General features: G+C 68.2%; 19 protein-coding genes and 1 pseudogene. 10 read left to right on the top strand and 10 right to left on the bottom strand.

Annotated features, from left to right (window positions below):
* Positions 1-381, bottom strand: a pseudogene (locus OZ671_RS27025) (flagellar biosynthetic protein FliO); the annotation flags it as partial.
* A gap of 388 nt (positions 382-769) precedes the next feature.
* On the opposite strand from OZ671_RS27025, the gene flgB reads away from it, so the two are divergent.
* The 7 genes from flgB to OZ671_RS27060 all read left to right on the top strand — a co-directional run bounded on the left by flgB (position 770) and on the right by OZ671_RS27060 (position 5798).
* Positions 770-1144, top strand: a complete 375-nt coding sequence (flgB, locus tag OZ671_RS27030; protein ID WP_268863588.1) for a flagellar basal body rod protein FlgB — start codon at positions 770-772, stop codon at positions 1142-1144.
* A gap of 11 nt (positions 1145-1155) precedes the next feature.
* Positions 1156-1572 carry a flagellar basal body rod protein FlgC gene (flgC, locus tag OZ671_RS27035; protein ID WP_268863589.1) on the top strand — a complete coding sequence of 139 codons (417 nt, stop codon included), beginning with the start codon at positions 1156-1158 and terminating at the stop codon, positions 1570-1572.
* A gap of 2 nt (positions 1573-1574) precedes the next feature.
* Positions 1575-1886, top strand: a complete 312-nt coding sequence (gene fliE, locus OZ671_RS27040; protein WP_038306206.1) for a flagellar hook-basal body complex protein FliE — start codon at positions 1575-1577, stop codon at positions 1884-1886.
* A gap of 8 nt (positions 1887-1894) precedes the next feature.
* Entirely contained in the window at positions 1895-2161 is a 267-nt protein-coding gene (fliQ, locus tag OZ671_RS27045; RefSeq protein WP_038306204.1) for a flagellar biosynthesis protein FliQ, read from the top strand.
* Positions 2162-2208: 47 nt separating this feature from the next.
* Complete coding sequence (fliR, locus tag OZ671_RS27050) at positions 2209-2976, top strand: flagellar biosynthetic protein FliR (protein WP_038306202.1); 768 nt, start codon at positions 2209-2211, stop codon at positions 2974-2976.
* 3 nt (positions 2977-2979) lie between these two features.
* Positions 2980-4050, top strand: a complete 1071-nt coding sequence (flhB, locus tag OZ671_RS27055) for a flagellar biosynthesis protein FlhB (protein WP_268863590.1) — start codon at positions 2980-2982, stop codon at positions 4048-4050.
* Positions 4051-4133: 83 nt separating this feature from the next.
* Positions 4134-5798, top strand: coding sequence for a hypothetical protein (locus OZ671_RS27060; protein ID WP_268863591.1), 1665 nt, complete (start codon positions 4134-4136; stop codon positions 5796-5798).
* 85 nt (positions 5799-5883) lie between these two features.
* On the opposite strand, the gene OZ671_RS27065 is transcribed toward OZ671_RS27060, so the two are convergent.
* From OZ671_RS27065 to OZ671_RS27095, 7 genes are all read right to left on the bottom strand, one after another.
* Positions 5884-6882, bottom strand: coding sequence for a hypothetical protein (locus OZ671_RS27065; RefSeq protein WP_268863592.1), 999 nt, complete (start codon positions 6880-6882; stop codon positions 5884-5886).
* Entirely contained in the window at positions 6879-8015 is a 1137-nt protein-coding gene (locus OZ671_RS27070) for a GNAT family N-acetyltransferase (RefSeq protein WP_268863593.1), read from the bottom strand. The genes OZ671_RS27065 and OZ671_RS27070 overlap by 4 nt, the downstream gene beginning before the upstream one ends.
* Positions 8012-9214 (bottom strand): hypothetical protein, encoded by a 1203-nt coding sequence (locus OZ671_RS27075; RefSeq protein WP_268863594.1) that lies wholly within the window; start codon positions 9212-9214, stop codon positions 8012-8014. Before OZ671_RS27075 ends, OZ671_RS27070 begins: the two co-directional genes overlap by 4 nt.
* Positions 9214-10089 (bottom strand): ThiF family adenylyltransferase, encoded by an 876-nt coding sequence (locus OZ671_RS27080; protein ID WP_268863595.1) that lies wholly within the window; start codon positions 10087-10089, stop codon positions 9214-9216. Before OZ671_RS27080 ends, OZ671_RS27075 begins: the two co-directional genes overlap by 1 nt.
* On the bottom strand, positions 10086-11102 hold the full coding sequence (locus OZ671_RS27085; RefSeq protein WP_268863620.1) for a hypothetical protein: 1017 nt from the start codon (positions 11100-11102) through the stop codon (positions 10086-10088). The genes OZ671_RS27080 and OZ671_RS27085 overlap by 4 nt, the downstream gene beginning before the upstream one ends.
* A 147-nt stretch (positions 11103-11249) precedes the next feature.
* On the bottom strand, positions 11250-12224 hold the full coding sequence (locus tag OZ671_RS27090; protein ID WP_268863596.1) for a DMT family transporter: 975 nt from the start codon (positions 12222-12224) through the stop codon (positions 11250-11252).
* Positions 12225-12380: 156 nt separating this feature from the next.
* Positions 12381-13286, bottom strand: a complete 906-nt coding sequence (locus OZ671_RS27095; protein ID WP_268863597.1) for a LysR family transcriptional regulator — start codon at positions 13284-13286, stop codon at positions 12381-12383.
* A gap of 128 nt (positions 13287-13414) precedes the next feature.
* On the opposite strand from OZ671_RS27095, the gene OZ671_RS27100 reads away from it, so the two are divergent.
* The 3 genes from OZ671_RS27100 to OZ671_RS27110 all read left to right on the top strand — a co-directional run bounded on the left by OZ671_RS27100 (position 13415) and on the right by OZ671_RS27110 (position 15858).
* Positions 13415-13894, top strand: coding sequence for a carboxymuconolactone decarboxylase family protein (locus OZ671_RS27100; RefSeq protein ID WP_268863598.1), 480 nt, complete (start codon positions 13415-13417; stop codon positions 13892-13894).
* 66 nt (positions 13895-13960) lie between these two features.
* A complete protein-coding gene (locus OZ671_RS27105) occupies positions 13961-14719 on the top strand; it encodes an SDR family oxidoreductase (protein ID WP_268863599.1) in 759 nt (252 codons plus the stop codon).
* Positions 14720-14799: 80 nt separating this feature from the next.
* A complete protein-coding gene (locus tag OZ671_RS27110; protein ID WP_268863600.1) occupies positions 14800-15858 on the top strand; it encodes a mechanosensitive ion channel family protein in 1059 nt (352 codons plus the stop codon).
* Positions 15859-15875: 17 nt separating this feature from the next.
* Here OZ671_RS27110 and OZ671_RS27115 read toward each other — a convergent pair whose 3' ends face one another.
* Together OZ671_RS27115 and OZ671_RS27120 are read right to left on the bottom strand one after the other, a co-directional pair.
* Positions 15876-16364 carry an Rrf2 family transcriptional regulator gene (locus OZ671_RS27115; RefSeq protein ID WP_268863601.1) on the bottom strand — a complete coding sequence of 163 codons (489 nt, stop codon included), beginning with the start codon at positions 16362-16364 and terminating at the stop codon, positions 15876-15878.
* A 205-nt stretch (positions 16365-16569) separates the two neighbouring features.
* Positions 16570-17601, bottom strand: a complete 1032-nt coding sequence (locus OZ671_RS27120) for an LLM class flavin-dependent oxidoreductase (protein WP_268863602.1) — start codon at positions 17599-17601, stop codon at positions 16570-16572.
* Positions 17602-17890: the final 289 nt, after the last annotated feature.

The following is a 17890-nucleotide window of genomic DNA, read 5'->3' on the forward strand; positions in this document are numbered from 1 at the left end:
TTCCGGCACCGGCGCGGGCGGCGGCGGCTCGCTGATCGCCGCGGCCGTGACCTCGCGCAGGGCGCTCGCCTGAACCGGCACGCCGCGCACGATATTGTTCTCGATCACCACGTCGGTCGGCCCGCCGAGCAGGATCAGGTGTTCGACATTGTCGCGGCGGATCAGCACCAGCTTTCGCCGGGCGTCGACATCGGCATAGTCGAGGACGGCCAGGCGTGGCTGCCGGCCGCGCGCGGAAGCGCCAATGCCGAGCCCCCGGCCGCGCACCATGCGGAACACCCAGGCGGCCAACCCGATCAGCAGCAGAACGACGAAGAAGGCGACGACAAAATTGAGCGCGAGCGGCGCGTTGGGACCGAGAAGATTGGATATGAAATTCATCAGAACCGATCCCATGCATACCGGCAGCGGGCGCATTCAGGCCCGTTAAGTTTATGTTGAGGTTAACGGAGCCGGCAAGGCTTGCCGGTCTGAACCTCTCCGGATGGTTAACCCGGATCGCTCCGCCGAGCTATGCCGCCAAGCGGTCGACGTGGCGGCCAGCCCCAGAAATCGGGCCCGGCGGGGCAGAAGGCCGGCCGATCGGGGCGTCCGGAAGGTCGATTTCGCCGAGCCTAGCGGTTCATGGCGGCCTCCGCCAAATCGCGATGGGGATAAGTTAACAGGGTGTTGCCCTTAACGGGATGTTAACCATGCGGGCGGCATTCTTTGCCCAGTGGGAAAGGGGCTGGAGATTCCCGTGGGGGCTGCCGATATTCCGATATTTTCCATGCTCAGGGACCGCATGCGCTGGCACCAGGATCGCCAGAAGCTGCTCGCTGAGAATGTCGCCAATGCAGAGACGCCGGGCTACCGGGCGCGCGACCTGCGCGCGCTGAGCTTCAACGATCTCGTCCAGGGCGCGCAGCCCTCGGGCGTCTCGACGCGGCTGACCGATGCGCGCCACATTGCCGGTTCCGACCCCGGCGGCTCGCGCTATCAGGTCAGGCGCGACACCGGCGTCATCACGACGCCCGACGGCAATCGCGTCAATCTCGAAGACGAGATGCTGAAGGTTTCCCAGAATCAGATGGACTACCAGGCCGTGACCGGCCTCTACCAGCGCTCGCTCGGCCTGATCCGCACCGCGCTCGGCAAACGGTAGGAGCCAGGCCCATGTCGACTGATTTCCTCAGGTCGCTGCGCATCGCCGCCGGCGGCATGCGCGCCCAGGCCGGCCGCATGCGGGTGGTGGCGGAGAACATCGCCAACGCCAATTCGACCGCCGAGACCGCCGGCGGCGATCCCTATCGGCGCAAGGTGCCGACGTTCCGGACCAGCTTCGATCGCGAGCTGCAGGCGACCACCGTTCAGCTCGGGCCGGTGCGCCAGACCCAGGGCGACTTCCAGACGCGTTACGATCCCAACCATCCGGCCGCGGACGCCCGCGGCTTCGTCAAGATCCCGAACGTGAACTCCCTCGTGGAAGCGATGGATATGCGCGAGGCCCAGCGCAGTTATGAGGCCAACCTCAACGTCGTCACCTCGACGCGCCGCATGTTGCAGCGCACCATCGACCTTCTGAAAGCATGACCATGTCGACATCATCCCTTGCCGCAGACGCCTATGCCAATACGGCGCGCCTGTTCGCGCCCCAATCCCTGCAGCGCGCGACGGGCCAGGGCGGCCCCGGCGGCTTCGGCGAACTGGTGAACGCCGCCCTGCAGAACCTCGAGCAGACGACGCGGGCGACCGACCAGCGCTCGCAGCAGATGGCTGCCGGCCGCGCCGATCTCATCGACGTGGTGACCGCGGTCTCGGAGACCGAGACGGCCATCGAGGCACTGGTCTCGGTGCGCGACAAGGTCGTGCAGGCCTATGACGAGATCATGCGGATGCAGATCTGACGGCCGCCATGACCCCCGCCGATATTCTCGACGTGGCGCGCGACGGCATCCTGACCGTGATCCTCGTGTCGGCGCCGCTGATGGTCGTCGGCCTGGTCGTCGGCGTCGGTGTGTCGCTGTTCCAGGCGCTGACGCAGATCCAGGAACAGACCCTGGTCTTCGTGCCGAAGATTCTCGCGATCTTCGCCACCATGCTCATCACTCTGCCGTTCATGGGCGACCTCATGGCCGGCTGCATGGCCCGCGTCATGGCCAAGGTGGTCACGGGCGGGTGAATCAGGTCTGATCGCGCGGGTCGATCTGCGCGGGAGGGCATGCCGGCATGACCTTCTCGTTCACGCCTGATTTTGCGGTCGTCTTCGTCCTGATGTTCGCCCGGGTCGGCACCATGCTGATGCTGATGCCGGGGCTCGGCGAGCGCGCCATGCCGATGCGCGTCCGGCTCGGCGTCGCCGTGCTGCTGACGCTGGTGCTGTTCCCGCTGCACCGGCTGGCCTATGCCGTCGATCTCGGCCGGCCGGCCGGCATCGCCATGCTGCTGTTCCAGGAGCTCGCCGTCGGCTTCACCCTCGGCATGGCCGGGCGCATCGCCGTCTCGGCGCTGCAGACCGCCGGCGTCGTGATCGCCAATTCCATGGGCCTGGGCTTCGCGATGCAGGTCGATCCGACCCAGGGCCAGCAGGGCGCCGTGATCGGCACCTTCCTGACCCTGACCGGCCTTGCCGTGGTCTTCGCCTCCGACCTGCATCACCTGGTCATTGCGGCGATCTCCGACAGTTTCTCGGTGCTGCGCCCCGGTGTCCTGCCGATCTCCGGGGATGCGGCCATGTTCGTTCTCGGCGCCATGAGCAAGGCGTTCATGGTGGCGATCCAGCTGGCGGCGCCCTTCCTCGTCTTCTCGCTGGTGTTCAATGTCGGCCTCGGCGTGCTGTCCAAGCTGATGCCGCAAATGCAGGTCTTCTTCGTCGGCATGCCGCTGTCCATCGGCGTCGGCTTCCTCATCCTGATGCTGGTCATCGGCGTCATGATGGTCCACTACACCGGCCATCTGGAGACCTTGCTCCACGAACTCGCCGTCGGCCGGAGGTGACGGGTGGCCGAGGGCGACGACGACAAGGACCAGAAGACACAGGACCCGACGCAGAAGAAGCTCGATGACGCGCTGAAGAAGGGCGACGTCGCCAAGAGCCAGGATCTCGTCGCCTGGTTCATCCTGTTCGCCGCGACATTGCTGGTCGCGGTCACTGCCATGGGGTCGGCCAGCAACCTCGCCCAGCCCCTGAAGGCCCTGATCGGCAATGCCGATCTCGTTACGGTCGACAGGGCCGGGCTGATGCAGCTGTTCCTGTCGATGGCGCTGGCGGTGGCGGCCGCCATCGGGCTGCCGCTGCTCGGCCTGTTCCTTGCGGGGATTGCCGGCAACATGATCCAGCACCGGCTGGTGCTGTCGGGCGAAAGCCTCAAGCCGAAATTTTCGAAGATCTCGCCGATGTCCGGCTTCAAGCGGATCTTCGGCAAGGAAGCCCTGGTCAATTTCATCAAGGGCCTCGCCAAGATCGGCATTGTCGGCACGGTCATGTTCGCCGTGCTCTGGCCGGAGCGCCAGGTGATCGACGCGCTGGTGCGCATGGACGTCGCGGCGCTGCTGCCGCACACGCTCGGCATCATCCTCAGCATTCTCTATGCGGTGGTCGCCATTCTCGCGGTGCTGGCGGCGGGCGACTATTTCTACCAGTACCGCTCCTGGTATCAGCGCCAGCGCATGACCTTCCAGGAGCTGAAGGAAGAGTTCAAGCAGTCGGACGGCAATCCCGAGATCAAGGCCAAGATCCGGCAGATCCGGCGCGAGCGGTCGCGCAAGCGCATGATGGCCAACGTGCCGAAGGCGACGGTGGTCATCACCAACCCGACACACTTCGCCGTGGCGCTGCGCTACGAGTCGGGCATGACCGCGCCGGTCTGCGTCGCCAAGGGTGCCGATCTCATCGCCCTGAAGATCCGCGAGATCGCCACGGGCGCGCAGGTGCCCATCGTCGAGAACCAGCCGCTAGCCCGCGCCCTGCACGCGACCGTCGAGATCGACCAGGAAGTGCCCGAGGAGCACTACAAGGCGGTGGCCGAAGTCATCGGCTACGTCATGCGCCTGAAAGGCACGCTGCGCTGAGCTGGCACGCCGGCCCTGCCTTGTTCCCGCCGCCTGCGGCGGCCATAGCATTCGCGCCGTGATCTTGAGCGCCGGAAGGCCCGATGACCGTCAGACCTGGCCGAAGACCCTGGATCCGCGCCGTCGCGACAGCGGTGGCAGCGCTTGCCACCATCGGCATTCTCGCCGCCTGGGAACTGACGCGTAGCGCGCCGGCCCGGTCCGATCGCCTGCCCGCGGTGCTGCCCGACGACGCGCGGCTCCGCGGCACGCTCCAGTTTGCTCATGGCGATCTCGGCAATCTCGATCTCGATACGCTGGAGACTTCGGCTCTGCCTTGGGTGGTGCTGAGCGCGGCGCTGGCGCTGGACGCGACCGGCGGCGATGCCGGCAAGGTTTCGCCCGACCAGGTCGAGGCGGCCTTCCTTGCGGTCGGCTTCCTTTATCCGGAAGCGGCGCCGGGCGAGCGGCCGCGCCTGCCGCTCGGCCTTGTCCGGGGCCGCGTCGAGCGGCTCGTTCCGCCGCTGCGCGTGACCGCGGTCAATCTGAGCTGCGCGGCCTGCCATGGCGGCACCGCCTACGACGCGGATGGGCGGCCGACGCCGTCCCGGCCGATGCTCGGCATGCCGAACACCTCGCTCGACCTCGAAGCCTATGCCCAGCGCGTCTATCGCGCGCTGAAGCTGGCCTTTGCTGACGAGGCGGCGCTCTGGCGTGCGATCGACCAGCTGTTTCCAGATCTCTCCTGGCGCGAGCGGCTGAGCCTCGACTGGCTGGTGCTGCCGCGGGCGCGCGCCCGCATGGCCGAACTGGTGACCGGCGGCGACCAGCCCTTGCCCTTCGGCAACGGCGCGCCGGGGCTGACCAATGGCGTCGCCGCGCTGAAGTTCAGGCTGGGCCTGGTGCCCGCGGGCCATCGCCTGGCCGCGGGGGGGTATGTCTCCATTCCGGACCTCGCCGACCGCGCCTTCCGCAGCGCCCTGCTCGCCGACGGGGCCTATGCGCCGCCCGGCGCGCCGCGTTTCGCGCCTCGCACGGCGGAGGCGGCGGCCAGGGCCGATCCGCGGGATCTCGCGCGCATCGGTTCGCTGTTCACCGTGCCCAGCATGGGCATGGCGCCGGAGCGGGCGCTCGCCGCGATCCCCGCCTTCACCGAGATTGCCGGCTTTCTCGGCCAGTATCGACCGCAACGCTTTCCCGGGCCCGTCGACCGCGGTCTCCTGCCGTCCGGCAGGGCAGTCTATGTGCGCGCCTGCGCCGTCTGCCACGGAACCTATGACGAGGATCTCGATCGGCCGCGGCTGACCGCCTTCCCCAACTGGGCCGGCGATGTGGGCACCGACATGAGCCGGGTGAAGGCCTTCGACCAGGCGCTCGCCGGGCGGGTCAATGCGACGGTCTATTCCCGCTACCTGACCGCGGCGGCGACCGGGCGGCTGGCGGCGCCACTGCTATCGGGCGTCTGGGCCACCGCGCCCTACTTCACCAACGGATCGGTGCCGACGCTGCGCCATCTGCTGGAACCGGACACGCGTCCCACGCGGTTCATGGTGGGCGGCCACCGGCTCGACCTCGCCAATGTCGGCCTCGCGCTCGCACCAGGCCCCGATGGCGTCTGGCGCGATCCTTCGGACTACCGGCCCTTTGCCGGATCGGTCGAGATCGATACGCGCCGGACCGGTTTCTCCAATCGCGGCCACGAGCGCGAGGTGTCGGACCTGAGCGCCGAGGAGCGGCGCGCGCTGATCGAATATCTGAAGCTGTTGTGAGAGCGAATGGCGAGTGGCGAATAGCGAATGGAGGGCCGTCGAAGGGGGCCGTCACGCAGCGACCTCGTTCGCCACTCGCCATTCGCTATTCGCCCAGAAGCTCCGCCACCGGCAGCCGGCTGTGGACGATCGGCCTCGCGCGGTCGGGCAGGCCGATCCTGAAGACGTTGACGAGACGGCGGCCGGCGGGCGGCGGATGCGCCGCGGTGAGATCGGCTTTCGCTTCGGGCCAGTCGACCAGGACGGACATGGGGCAGGCGGCAAACCCTTCGGCATCGAAGCCGAGCCAGGCGCGGTAGAAGGCACGGCCGCTGACGAGCGGGTCTTCGCCCTCCGGCCGGTGGAACAGGACGAGGGCGCTGGCCCCGGCGCTCTTGCGCGCTTCGGCGACCAGCGAGGCGGCGAGCCCCAGGCGCGAGAGCGGCGCGAACAGGGGGCCGAGCACCAGGCCGGCGGCGAAGGCCTCGATGCGGCTGAGGGCCATGGCCTCGGCATTGAGCCCGTCGCGGTGATAGTCCGGATGGCGCTTCGACAGACGCATCCAGGCCAGGAGCTCGGTCCGCGGGCCATGCTCGCTCAGAAGAGCGAGGGCGGCGCGGTCGGCGAGCGCCCCGATCCGGCGCAATGCTTCGCGGTCGTCGACGACGAGAAGGTCGGAATTCGCCGCGCGCAGGCGTTCCAAGGCCGCCCCGGCGGCGGCATCGGGCGCGCGAAATCCGCCGCGCCAGCTCGCGCGGGTCGCGACCCGGCGTTCGAGCGGATCGGCGGCTTCGCCCGCGGGCGCCGCGGCGATGGTCAGGCGCGCTATGGCGGAGGCGGCGCCATCGCCCGCCAATGCGATGTCGGCAAGCACGAGGCCGCGCCGGCCGAGCGCGAGGGAAAGGCCTTCCAGGAAGGCGCCGTGCGACAGGCGGACGTCGTGGCCGGTCGGATCGGCCGCGGGCAGGCGCCGGTCCGGATCGGCGCGCAGCAGGATGGCGCCGCCGTCGAGGCCGACGCGGGTCGGCTGGATATTGTGCGCGCTGGGAGCGAGCCGGGCCTCGGCAACCAGGGCTTCGAGCAGGTCTCGATCGATCGCGATCATGTCGCCTCCGTCGGGTGGGCGGGCGTCAGGGCCTTGGTGAACAGGTGCAGCCTGTGCAGCGGCCTGGCGCCGAGCTTCTCCATCTGCCGGAGGCTCGGGCGGTTGATGTCGGCGATCCAGGTCGTGCCGAGCCGGTCGTAGCCGGCAGCCTTCAAGGCGGCGACGACACGCGCCAGCATCGCCCCGTTGATGCCGCGGCCGTGCATGGCGCGCGACACCGACTGGTAGATCAGCACGGCGCGCCGGTTGGTGAGGCGCTGGCGCAGGAAATGCCAGGCGAAGGCGAGACCCATGCGGCCGCGCGCGGCCTTCACCAGCGGATTGAGGTCGGGAATGACCAGGACCACGCCGACCGGCTGGCCGGCATGGTGGACGAGGCATGAAATGCGCTTGTCGATCACCCACATCATATCGCCGGCCTGGAACCGGTATTCGGCCGGGCTGGTCGGCACGAACATGGGGTTCTCGGCAAAGCCGTCGTTCAGCACCGCCCGTGCCTCGGCAAGGCGCGTGTCGAAATGGGCGCGGTCGATCGGCATCCACTGGAAGGCCGGGTCGTCGAGGACCGCCTGCTGCGCCGGCCCGATCAGGCTCTGCGGGTCGAGCCGGGTGAGATCGGTCTCGAAGGTGGTCATCGGGAAGGCCGGGGCATAGCCGTGAGCGGTCAGCAGCGCAGCAATGTGGGGCGGGCTGTAGACCATGTCGGTATAGGGCGCGCTGTCGAAGCCGGCGGTGACGACGCCGACCTGCTGCATGGCCGTCAGGTTGAAGTTGCCCGAAAGCTCGGCCATGCCGGCCGCCCGGGCGAAGTCCTCGGCCGCGCCGAGCAGGGCGGATGCCACCTCGGCATCGTCGGCGCAGTCGAAGAAGCCGAACTGCGCCCGCCGCGTGCCGTGCTTCAGGTTGGAGGCGTCGTGCACGCTCGCGGCGATGCGGCCGACCGGCCGGCCGCCGCGCCAGGCGACGAACAGGGCGAACCGGCCATGCCCTTCGGTGACGAACGGGTTGCGGGCCGGATCGAACATCCGCGCGAAATCCGACCGCATCGGCGGCACATAGGGCGAGGTCCGGCCGTAGACCTCCTCCGTGACGGCATAGGCTGCCGCGACATCGCCCGAGGTCACCGCGATCATGCGCGCATCTCCGGTGCCGCGGCGATCAGGCGTGCGGCGAGCAGCAGCGCCGTTTCGCTCGCCCTGTCGGCCATGACGAGCGGCACCGGCACGGCGACGAGGTCGAGCGGGTCGCGGCCGATGACGATGAGGTGGCTTGCGCCGAACGTCGCCATCAGGGCGGCCAGGCGCTCGCCGGCAGGATCGTCGGCCGGCCGGTTCCAGGGCCGATCGGCGCGGCGCACCACCAGGCGGTCGCCGAGGGCGACGGCGAGGATCTCCGGATCGAACGGGAGAAGGTCGGCGGCCGAAAGGCGCCGGGCGCCTTCGAACGGCGGATGGCGGGCGAGTTCCGCGATCAGTTCGTCGCGCGTGCCGGGCGGGGCGTTGGCGATCCGGTCGAGCAGGCCCGGCGCGCCGGCGCCGACCACGGCGCGCGCGGCATCGACGAGGAGGCCGATGAACAGGATGCCGGCGAGGGTCACGGCGGCGAAGCGGATGACGTCCGCCGTATCGGCAATGGGCGCGACCGCGGCGAGCGCGAGGCCGAGCAACAGGCCGGCCGAGATGCGCAGGCCGAGGATCAGGACGTGGCCGCGCCGGCCGTCATTGGCGGTGTCGGCCACCAGCGCGAAGGTGACGACGAGCAGGGCGCCGAGGGCGCCCGCCCGCACCGGCACGCCGGGGAAGAAGGCGCGGAAGTCGGACAGGATGAACGGCAGCACCGCGAGAGCGGCGATGCCGAGCCTGAAGACGCCGCGGTTCTCGGCTTCCGACAGCGAACCGCGGTCGCGGCTCAACAGCAGGAGGCCGCAGACCGCAAAGGTCGCGAGCTGGAACAGGGCGAGCGCCATTTCGATGCGCTCGGCCCAGTCGCCGCCGGCCAGCAGGCCGGCCGGCGCGAGGACCAGCGTGCCGGCCAGCACGGCAAGCTTGACGGCGCGCGGCGCATGCCGGCGGAGCATGCCCTCGACGACGAGCAGTGCGCCGAGCGGAATGATCGCGGCGGCGGCGACGGCGAGCTGTTCGAGCGTGGCGCTGCCGGTCAGCCAGCCGACGCCGCGCGCGAGCAGGACGAAGGCGACGATGCCGAGGACGAAAGCGAAGCGCCGGGTCAGGGGTCCCTGCGGGTCGCGCGCCCGGAAGATCAGGATCGCGATCGCGAGGCCTCCGGCGCCGCAGAGGTTGACGATCGAATCCGCTGCGACGCCCGGCCCCATCAGCCGCCCACCATGCGCTTGAGGGCCCGCCGCACCAGCGGCCGCAGGAGTGCGGCGACCGGGCCGGGCAGCGGCCGTTCGACCTTGGGCGCGTGCGGATTGAAGAACCAGCCGCGGCAGTCGGTGCCTGTGCGTTTGCCGAGCGCCAGTGCGATCGCCTCGTAGGCCATCAGCATGCCGGTGGAGATCACCATGGGCGCGAAGGACATGCGGCTGCGCCGGCCGGCCGCGACCTCGGCGGCAATGGCGAGATCGACATGGCGGCGCGAGGAGGAATGCAGCATGACATGTTCGATTTCAGCGAGCATGGCGGCGCGCCGGTCGGCTTCGCCGATGTCGCGCCAGGGCTTGCCGACGGTCGGATAGCCGAGCCGCTGTTCCGGCCGCGGGTCCTCGGGCCGGACCACGGTGACCGAGGGCAGGGGCGACATGTAGGCGTCGATCACGGTCGCGCCGGCGGCGGCCGCTGTGCGGTAGAGATGAATGCCGGCGGGAATGTCGTCCATGCCGTTGACAATGATCCGGCAGCGGGCGGCGATCTCGGCGAGACGGTCGACCCATTCGGCACCGACGACCTCGATCGCGATGTCGGGGTTGATGGCGCGCGCCGCCGCAGCAGCGCTCTCGGCCTTCGGCCGGCCGATGGTCTCGGCGGTGGCGAAGACCTGCCGGTTGAGATTGGAGACCTCGAAGACGTCGATGTCGGCAATGACGAAGCGGCCGATGCCGGCGCGCACCAGCGCCATGAAGGCGGCGCCGCCCATGCCGCCGACGCCGCAGACGAAGATGATGGTTTCGCGCAGCCGCTGCTGCTCGGCCGGCGTCACGAAGCCGATGTTGCGGGTGGTGAATTGGCCATAGTCGAAGGAGGTCATGCCGTGCTGTCCGGTGCCGGCGGCGGCAGCGAGCCGCCGCGAGGGGGGCCGAGCGGGTCCGCAGGGACATTGCCGGGCCGGAGCGTGCCGAAGGGTCTTGTCGTGTCGAGCCAATGCAGCACCGGCAGGACCAGCCGCTGCAGCATGACGAACAGGCCCGCTCCGGCGACAGCCGGCAGCGAGCCGCGCGGCAGCTGGCCGATCAGATAGCGGCGCGCTGCGGCGAGGTCGATGCGGCCGAGCTGCAGGATGTCGTCGCCGCGCACATAGTCGAGTTCCTTGCGGCAGAAGTCGTTGTAGCGGGCTTCGCGATGCGCCGCCGCCGCCTCGAAGCTCTTCTTCAGGTCGTCGGAGCCGCCGGTATAGGCATTGGTGATCACCGAGCGTCGTTCGTCGAAGCCGGCATCGGCGCCGACGCCGAAAACCGCGCGGTGCCGGCGCATGATCTGCCGGGCGAGGCTGAGATGCGCAAAGCTCTGGCGCGCGCCGGGATCGGGCGAGGGGAAGACGTCGGAAAAGGTCTCGCAGACCATGCCGACGACGGCCGGCACCTGCGTCACGTTGGAGATCCAGCGCGGGCGCAGGCCGCCGCGCAGGAACAGGATCAACACGGTCAGGCCGTAGAGCACGCCGGACAGGCCCTTGCCGCGGACGTCGGGGTCGACCATGACGAGGCCGAGATGCATGACCTCGGCGGGCTCTCCGTCGACGGTCGTATCCATCAGGGCGAGGGCGTTGAAGGCGATCGGCTTGCCGGTCGCGGTCTCGGTGATCAGCGTGACGATGGTCTTCGACAGCCGCTCCCGGTCGCCCGAAAAGACGCCATAGGTGAGCTCGCCCGCCGCCAGCGTGCGCGCGGCGACCGTCCTGAGGCCGGCGACCAGGCGGTCGAGATCGGCATCGTCAAGAATGGCGCCGGGGCGCCCGACGATGCGCGTGGTGAGACCGCTATGGGTGGCAAGGGTGAGATCGAGGCGCGGCGATGCCAGCATCCTCCACCAGGCCTTGAGCATGTTCACGGTCGACTGATCTCACGGTGCTGGCCGCCCCCGACGAGGATCGGGCGGCGGCTGTGACGAGGACGGCGCGACCGTGACGTTGTGCGACGTTTCTTCACGTAGCGTCAAGCCGGGAGACGCTGGCGCCGGCCGCGCCGGCCTTCAGCCGGACGGCAGATCGCCGCGACCGCGCGGCCTGGCGCCGCCGGCGCCAAGGCGGCGCAGTGCCTGCCAGGGCCGGCCGTCGATGGCGGCAAGGCCGAGGCCGATCAGGGCCATGCCGGCAAGGTGTTTCGGCAGCAGCGCCTCGTTGAGGACGAGGATGCCGAGCAGGATGGCGCTGACCGGGATCAGGAAGGTGACGAGCAGCAGATTGGTGGCGCCGGCCGTCGCCAGGATCCGGAAATAGAGGACGTAGGCGAGGGCGGTCGACAGTGCCGCGACGCCGATCAGCGCGCCGATCGCGGCGGGACTCGGCGGCGGCCGCGTCCAGGGCTGGTCGACGACCAGCATGAGCGGAATGAGCAGGATGCTGGAGGCGACCACCTGGCCGGTCGCGGTGGCGAGCGGGGCGACGCCCATGGCCCGGAAGCGCCGGCCGAAAATCCCGGCGAGCGCATAGGAGACCGCGCCGGCGAGGCACATGAGCTGGGCCGCGACGTGGTTGCCGAGCGTCTGGGCGGCATCGAGGCCGATCATCACCGCGACGCCGACGAAGCCGATGACGACGCCGGCGAGACGGTTGCCCGTCATCTTTTCGTCCGACGTCAGGGCATGGGCGAGGAGCACGGTGAAGAGCGGCGTCGAGGCGTTGAGGATCGAGGCGACGCCCGAGGCGATCGATTGCTGGCCCCAGACGATCAGCGAGAAGGGGATGGCATTGTTGAGCAGGCCCATGCCGAAGAAGGCGGCCCATACGCGCCGGTCGCTCGGCAGCGACTGGCCGAGGGCCTTCAGGAGGCCGAACAGCAGCAGCGCGGCGAGCGCGACGCGCGCGACCACGACGGTGAAGACCGGCAGTTCGCGCACCGCGATCGCGTTGAAGAAGAACGAGCCGCCCCAGACCGTGGCGAGGGCCAGGAGCATGGTCCATTCGAGCGGCGTCATCGGGCGGCTCACCTGGGCGGATGTCGGCATGTCGGTCTCCCGCGCGGTCGAATTGCTTCCGGGGGCAGGATCGACCGAGGCGGGCCCGCCAGCACCCCGGTTCTTGCGGCCAAACTGCGCACGGCGGCTTGCCGGCTGGTTGCGCGGAGGCGGCGCGCATCGGTTCTGCGGCATGCCGGAACGTCGTCATCCGGCCGATGCCATCAGGGCATCCTGGCGCACGACATCGATCATGAAATCGAGAACCGTCCGGACGCGTAGCGGCAGATTGCGGCGGGACGGATAGACGACGTTGATCGGAAGCCTCAGGGGTGGAAAGCCCGGCATCACATTCGTCAGCCGTCCGGCCTCGATGTCATCGTTCACGAAGATATGGGAGAGAATGGCAAGACCGCCGCCCATGAGCGCTGCGCGATGAACGGCGACCGGGTTGTTGGCGACGAGGCGCGGGGCAACGCGCACCGCAATGTCATCCGCTCCGTTGGAGAAGCGCCAGGATCGCCCATTGCCGCCGCGGTCGTAGCACATGCAATCGTGGCCCGGGAGGTCTTCCGGGCTGCGCGGCGCGCCCCTTCGTTTGAGATAGTCGGGGGAGGCGACGAGAAATGCCGTCGTCCAGCCGATGCGCCGGCAGATCAGGCCGCTGCTGCCCGCATCGCCGAGCCGGACCTCGAGGTCGATCGCCTCCGCAACCAGGTCGGATGGTTCTCCGCGGAAGATCAGCTCCAGCTGCAGCCGTGGATGGGCATCGAGCAGTGCCGGCAGGCGGTCGCTCAGATATAGGCCGAGGGGAGCCGGCACGCTGAGCCTGACCTTTCCCGATGCCGCTGCCCCTTCCCGATCCGCCGTCTCGCCGAGCGCATCGACGGCTTCGATGACCTTCAGTGCCAGCGGAATCATGCGTTCGCCCTCTGCGGTCAGCGCAAGCGCATTCGTCGTCCGGTGCAGGAACCTGGAGCTGAAATGAGCCTCCAGCGCCGAAACCTGCCGGGAGACCGCGGGCTGCGTCAGTCCGAGGTCGACGGCGGCTGCCGAGAACGAGCCTGTCTCGACGACGCGCAGATAGGTTTTCAGCGCCGACACGATGTCCATTCCTCGCCTCGTACGTTTCGACATAGGCCTTATGCCCGCAGCTTAGAGGGTAGGGGGCTTTACCGTCCAGCGATTGCGGATATTTTATATCCATAAGGATATTTGATATCCTTAAATAGGAGTGTGCGGTGACACAACGCTTGAACTACGCCCAGCAATCGCCCGAGCTTTTCAGGAAAATGTCCGATCTCAGCGTGGCCATGAAGGGGAACGCGATCGAGCAGAGCATTCGCGATCTGGTGAATATCCGGGCGTCCCAGATCAATGGCTGCGCCTACTGTCTCGACATGCATGTGAAGGAAGCAAAGCTCCATGGCGAGCGCGAATTGCGACTCCATCACGTGGCGATCTGGCGTGAATCCGGCCTGTTCAATCCGCGTGAGCGCGCCGCGCTCGCCTGGACGGAAGCCGTCACCAAACTGCCGGAAGGCGGCATTCCCGACGAACTCTACGAGCGTGTTCGCGGCCAACTGTCGGAGAAGGACGTTTCCGATCTGACCTTCGCGATCATGGCCATCAATGCCTGGAACCGCCTCGCCATTGCCTTCAGGACCGTGCCAGGGTCCACCGACAAGCTCTATGGCCTCGACAAGGCCGGCCTGAGCTAGACCCGTTCCATCCCGCAACGATCCGAACCATGACCGCGCCGCGAGCGGCGGCGGAGGGAGAGTCTTGTGAAAATCGTCATCATCGGCGGAACCGGCCTCATCGGTTCAAAAACGACGGAACGCCTGCGCAGGCAGGGCCACGATGTCGTCGCGGCCTCGCCGAACACGGGTGTGAATACGCTCACCGGTCAAGGTCTCGCCGAGGCGCTGGCCGGGGCGCAGGTCGTCCTCGATCTCGCCAATTCGCCCTCCTTCGACGACAAGGCCGTCATGGCATTTTTCGAGACGTCGGGGCGCAATCTGCTGGCAGCGGCGAAGGCCGCCGGAGTGAAGCATCACGTCGCACTTTCCGTGGTCGGAACCGAGCGCCTGCAGGAGAGCGGCTATTTTCGCGCCAAGCTCGTTCAGGAGCGCCTGATCGCTGCGTCGGGCATCGCCTATACCATTGTTCATTCGACGCAGTTCATGGAGTTTCTCGGCGGTATCGCCCAGTCGGGCACCGCGGGCGATACCGTGCGCCTGTCGCCGGCCTTCGTGCAGCCGATCGCCTCGGACGACGTGGCCGATGTGATGGCCGAGGTTGCATTGGCGGCGCCGGCCAACGGCATCGTCGAAATCGCCGGACCGGAGCGCATGCGCCTGAATCAGCTGGTCGGCCGCTACCTGGCCGCGCTCGGCGATGCGCGCAGGGTCGAAGCCGACCCCGAGGCCCGTTATTTCGGCGCGCGGCTGGACGACGGGTCGCTGGTCTCGAACGCCAGCCCCCGGCTGGGTCACATCAGCTTCGAGCAATGGTTCGCAACAGTGGGCCGCAAGCCATCCTAGCATTCGCCGCGGCCGGCATCCCGGCTCTCCGGGCAACGCGCCGCGCCGGCGACGTCCCTTGAACGCATCGAGGTCGCGCCATGTCCGACGCGCACGCCTTCTACGCGCTGGTTTGGGTCAACCTTCTGGGCATTGCCGGCATCGTCGTGTGGCACCTTCAGGGCCGCAGCAGGCCAACAGCCCGGCTGGTCGTCCAGATCATCTTTTTTGCCGGCATGACCGCCGTCCTGGCGTTCGGCGAGATCCGTCCCTACCAGATCGGCACGGCAGAGCCGGTCGAGGGCCTGCATCTTTTCAAAATAGCGGCACGCCTGCTCTGGTGGATCCATCTTGCCTGGGCAGCCATCGGCTTCGTGCGAATCTACCTCGTCCTCGATGGCCGGCCCCGGGAGGCACGGCTTCTCCAGGACCTCATCGTCGCGGCGGTCTATCTCGGCGTGACGCTCTCGATCGTCGGCTTCGTGTTCGGTGCGCCTGTCGGCACGCTCGTCGCCACATCCGGCGTCGTCGCCATCATTTTGGGCCTTGCTCTTCAGAATATGCTTGCCGACCTGTTTTCCGGCGTTGCGCTGACGCTCGGAAGGCCTTTTGCCATCGGCGACTGGATCCAGCTCGGTGATGGTACGGAGGGCCGTGTCGTCGAGAACAACTGGCGCTCGACCCAAATTCTCACGCCCGCCCACAACGTCGTGGTTGTTCCAAACAGCGCCCTTGCCAAAGCCGGGCTGACCAATCTCACGCGTCCCGACGAAACGCACATGATCGCCCTGGTGGTCCGGATCGCGGCACCGCACCCGCCGCATGTCGTGGCAAGCGCAATGACCGCCGCTTTGCGAAGCTGTGGCCATGTCGTCCAGGATCCCGCGCCGATCGTCGCGCTCAAGGCGATCGACGCCATTGCGATCGAGGCCGAGCTGCAGTTTCGCGTGAATGGTCCAGCCAATCGCACGCCGGCCCGGAACGAGGTCATCGGTGCCGTGCACCGCCAGTGCGAGGCCAGCGGCCTTGCTTTCGCTCCGCCCCCGCAGAGCTATCTCTGGGCTCCCGAAGCGGACAGCCGGTCCCTGGCGTCAGCCGCCCAACCGACCAGCTTGTCGAACAGTCCGGAGACGCGGAAGGCGGACCGCGCTTCGGCATGACATGCGGCGGGCACTGCTCAACCCGTTCGCTTCATCACCCATTCGAAAGTGCCGGCCCAGATGTCCGGTCGGACCTCTTCGGCCAGGGTCGCGACGAGATCGGCCAGCGTCACGCTCCGCAGCTTGCCGCGCCAGGCTTCATCGGCCTCCCACATGATCCTCGCGATCGCGCACGGGCTGCTTTCGCAATAGCCTTTCGGACGACAGGGATTGTTGGCGCGGATATTGTTGCAGACGAAGGTCCGGCCGCCACCTTCCACAGCCTCGATGATATCGAGAAAAGTCAGTTCGCCCGGTGCTTTCGCCAGTCGATAGCCGCCGGACGGGCCGAGAGACGTATGGACGAGGCCGGCCTGCGACAAGCTCTGCAGAGCTTTCGAAAGATATTCCTTGGGCAGGCCGTGGAGCTCGGCGAGGGATTTCGTCGAAAGAAAGCGCCCGTCCGGCAGGCTCGCAAGGATGGCGCAACAGTGAAGCACCCACTCGACCTGGCTTTTGAGGATCATCGACCGCAGTTCACCATTCGATGCGTCCCGCATTAATTCCGGATAATGAATATCCTTATTGCCGGCCGATGTAAATCGCGGGCCGGCAAAGCCCTGCTGTCATTTCCGCGCGCGGGAATTGGAAACGCAGTGCCTTCCAATCCCGCGCGCCGGCACGCTTCGACGCGGCTGCGGCGCCGCGTCCGCAGGCAGCGGATTGACCGGGTCAGGCCAGCATGTCGCGCACCATCGGGATCACCTTCGACCCGTAGAGCTCGATGCTGCGCATCAGCTTGTCGTGCGGCAGCGGGCCGGCGCTGTACTTGAGCTGGAACCGGTCCGCGCCGAGCGCCTTGACGGTGGCGGCGATGCGGCGTGCGACCGTTTCGGGCGAGCCGACATAGAGCGAGCCGCGCTCGGCCTCCTGGTCGAACTCCTGCCGACCCATCGGCGGCCAGCCGCGCTCGGCGCCGATCCGGTCGCGCATGCGCTTGTAGTCGGGCCAGAGCTCCTCGCGGGCCTTGTCGTCGGTGTCGGCGACATATCCTGGCGAATGCACGCCGACCGGCTGGCCCGGCTGGCCGAGCTCGGCGAGCGCCCGGTGATAGAGGTCAACATAGGGCCGGAACCGCTTGGCGTCGCCGCCGATGATGGCGAGCATCAGCGGCAGGCCGTAGCGCGCGGCGCGGACCACTGATTCAGGGCTGCCGCCGACGCCGATCCAGGTCTTGAGCCGTCCGGTCTCGACCGGCGGGAAGACGCGCTGGTTGGTCAGGCCGGCGCGGGTGGTGCCCTGCCAGCTCACCTGCTCCTGGCTGATCAGCGCGGCGAACAGGTCGAGCTTCTCCTCGAACAGCGTCTCGTACTGGTCGAGCCTGTAGCCGAAGAGCGGGAAGGATTCTGTGAAGGAGCCGCGGCCGAGGATCACCTCGGCCCGGCCGCCGGAGACGGCGTCCAGCGTCGCGAAGCGCTGGAACACGCGCACGGGATCGTCCGAGCTCAGCACGGTGACGGCCGAGCCGAGATGAATGCGTTCGGTGCGGCCGGCAATCGCCGCCAGCGCCACCTCCGGCGAGGAAATGGCGAAGTCGGCGCGGTGATGCTCGCCGAGGCCAATGAAATCGATGCCCAGCTGGTCGGCCAGCACGGCTTCGTCGACCACGTCGCGAATGACGGCCGCATGGGCCTTGAGCTGGCCGTCCGGCCCGGTGGTGACGTCGCCGAACGTGTCCAGTCCGAATTCGAGCTTGGCTGCCATGGAGGGTCCTGCCGGGCCTTTCGGGTGGACAGCCTGGCGCGGCCGGGGCCGGCATACCGCGCGGGCAAGACGTGAATGAGGTCAGGAGGTAGGCAGGCCCGGTCGTTCCTGCAACCGGTTGTTGCCCGGCCATACAGGATCGTGATGCAGCCATGCCACAATGGTCCCGGATCTTGATTTCCCGGCGCCGTCTCCCTGTCGGACTTGCCAGTTCGGCCTGGAACCGGCACGACTACCGGTCAGATCGGGGACAAGCCCGGATTCGCTCACCAGAGGCTGCCATGGACCA

The sequence above is a fragment of the Phreatobacter sp. AB_2022a genome, from assembly GCF_026847585.1.
GTDB lineage: Bacteria > Pseudomonadota > Alphaproteobacteria > Rhizobiales > Phreatobacteraceae > Phreatobacter.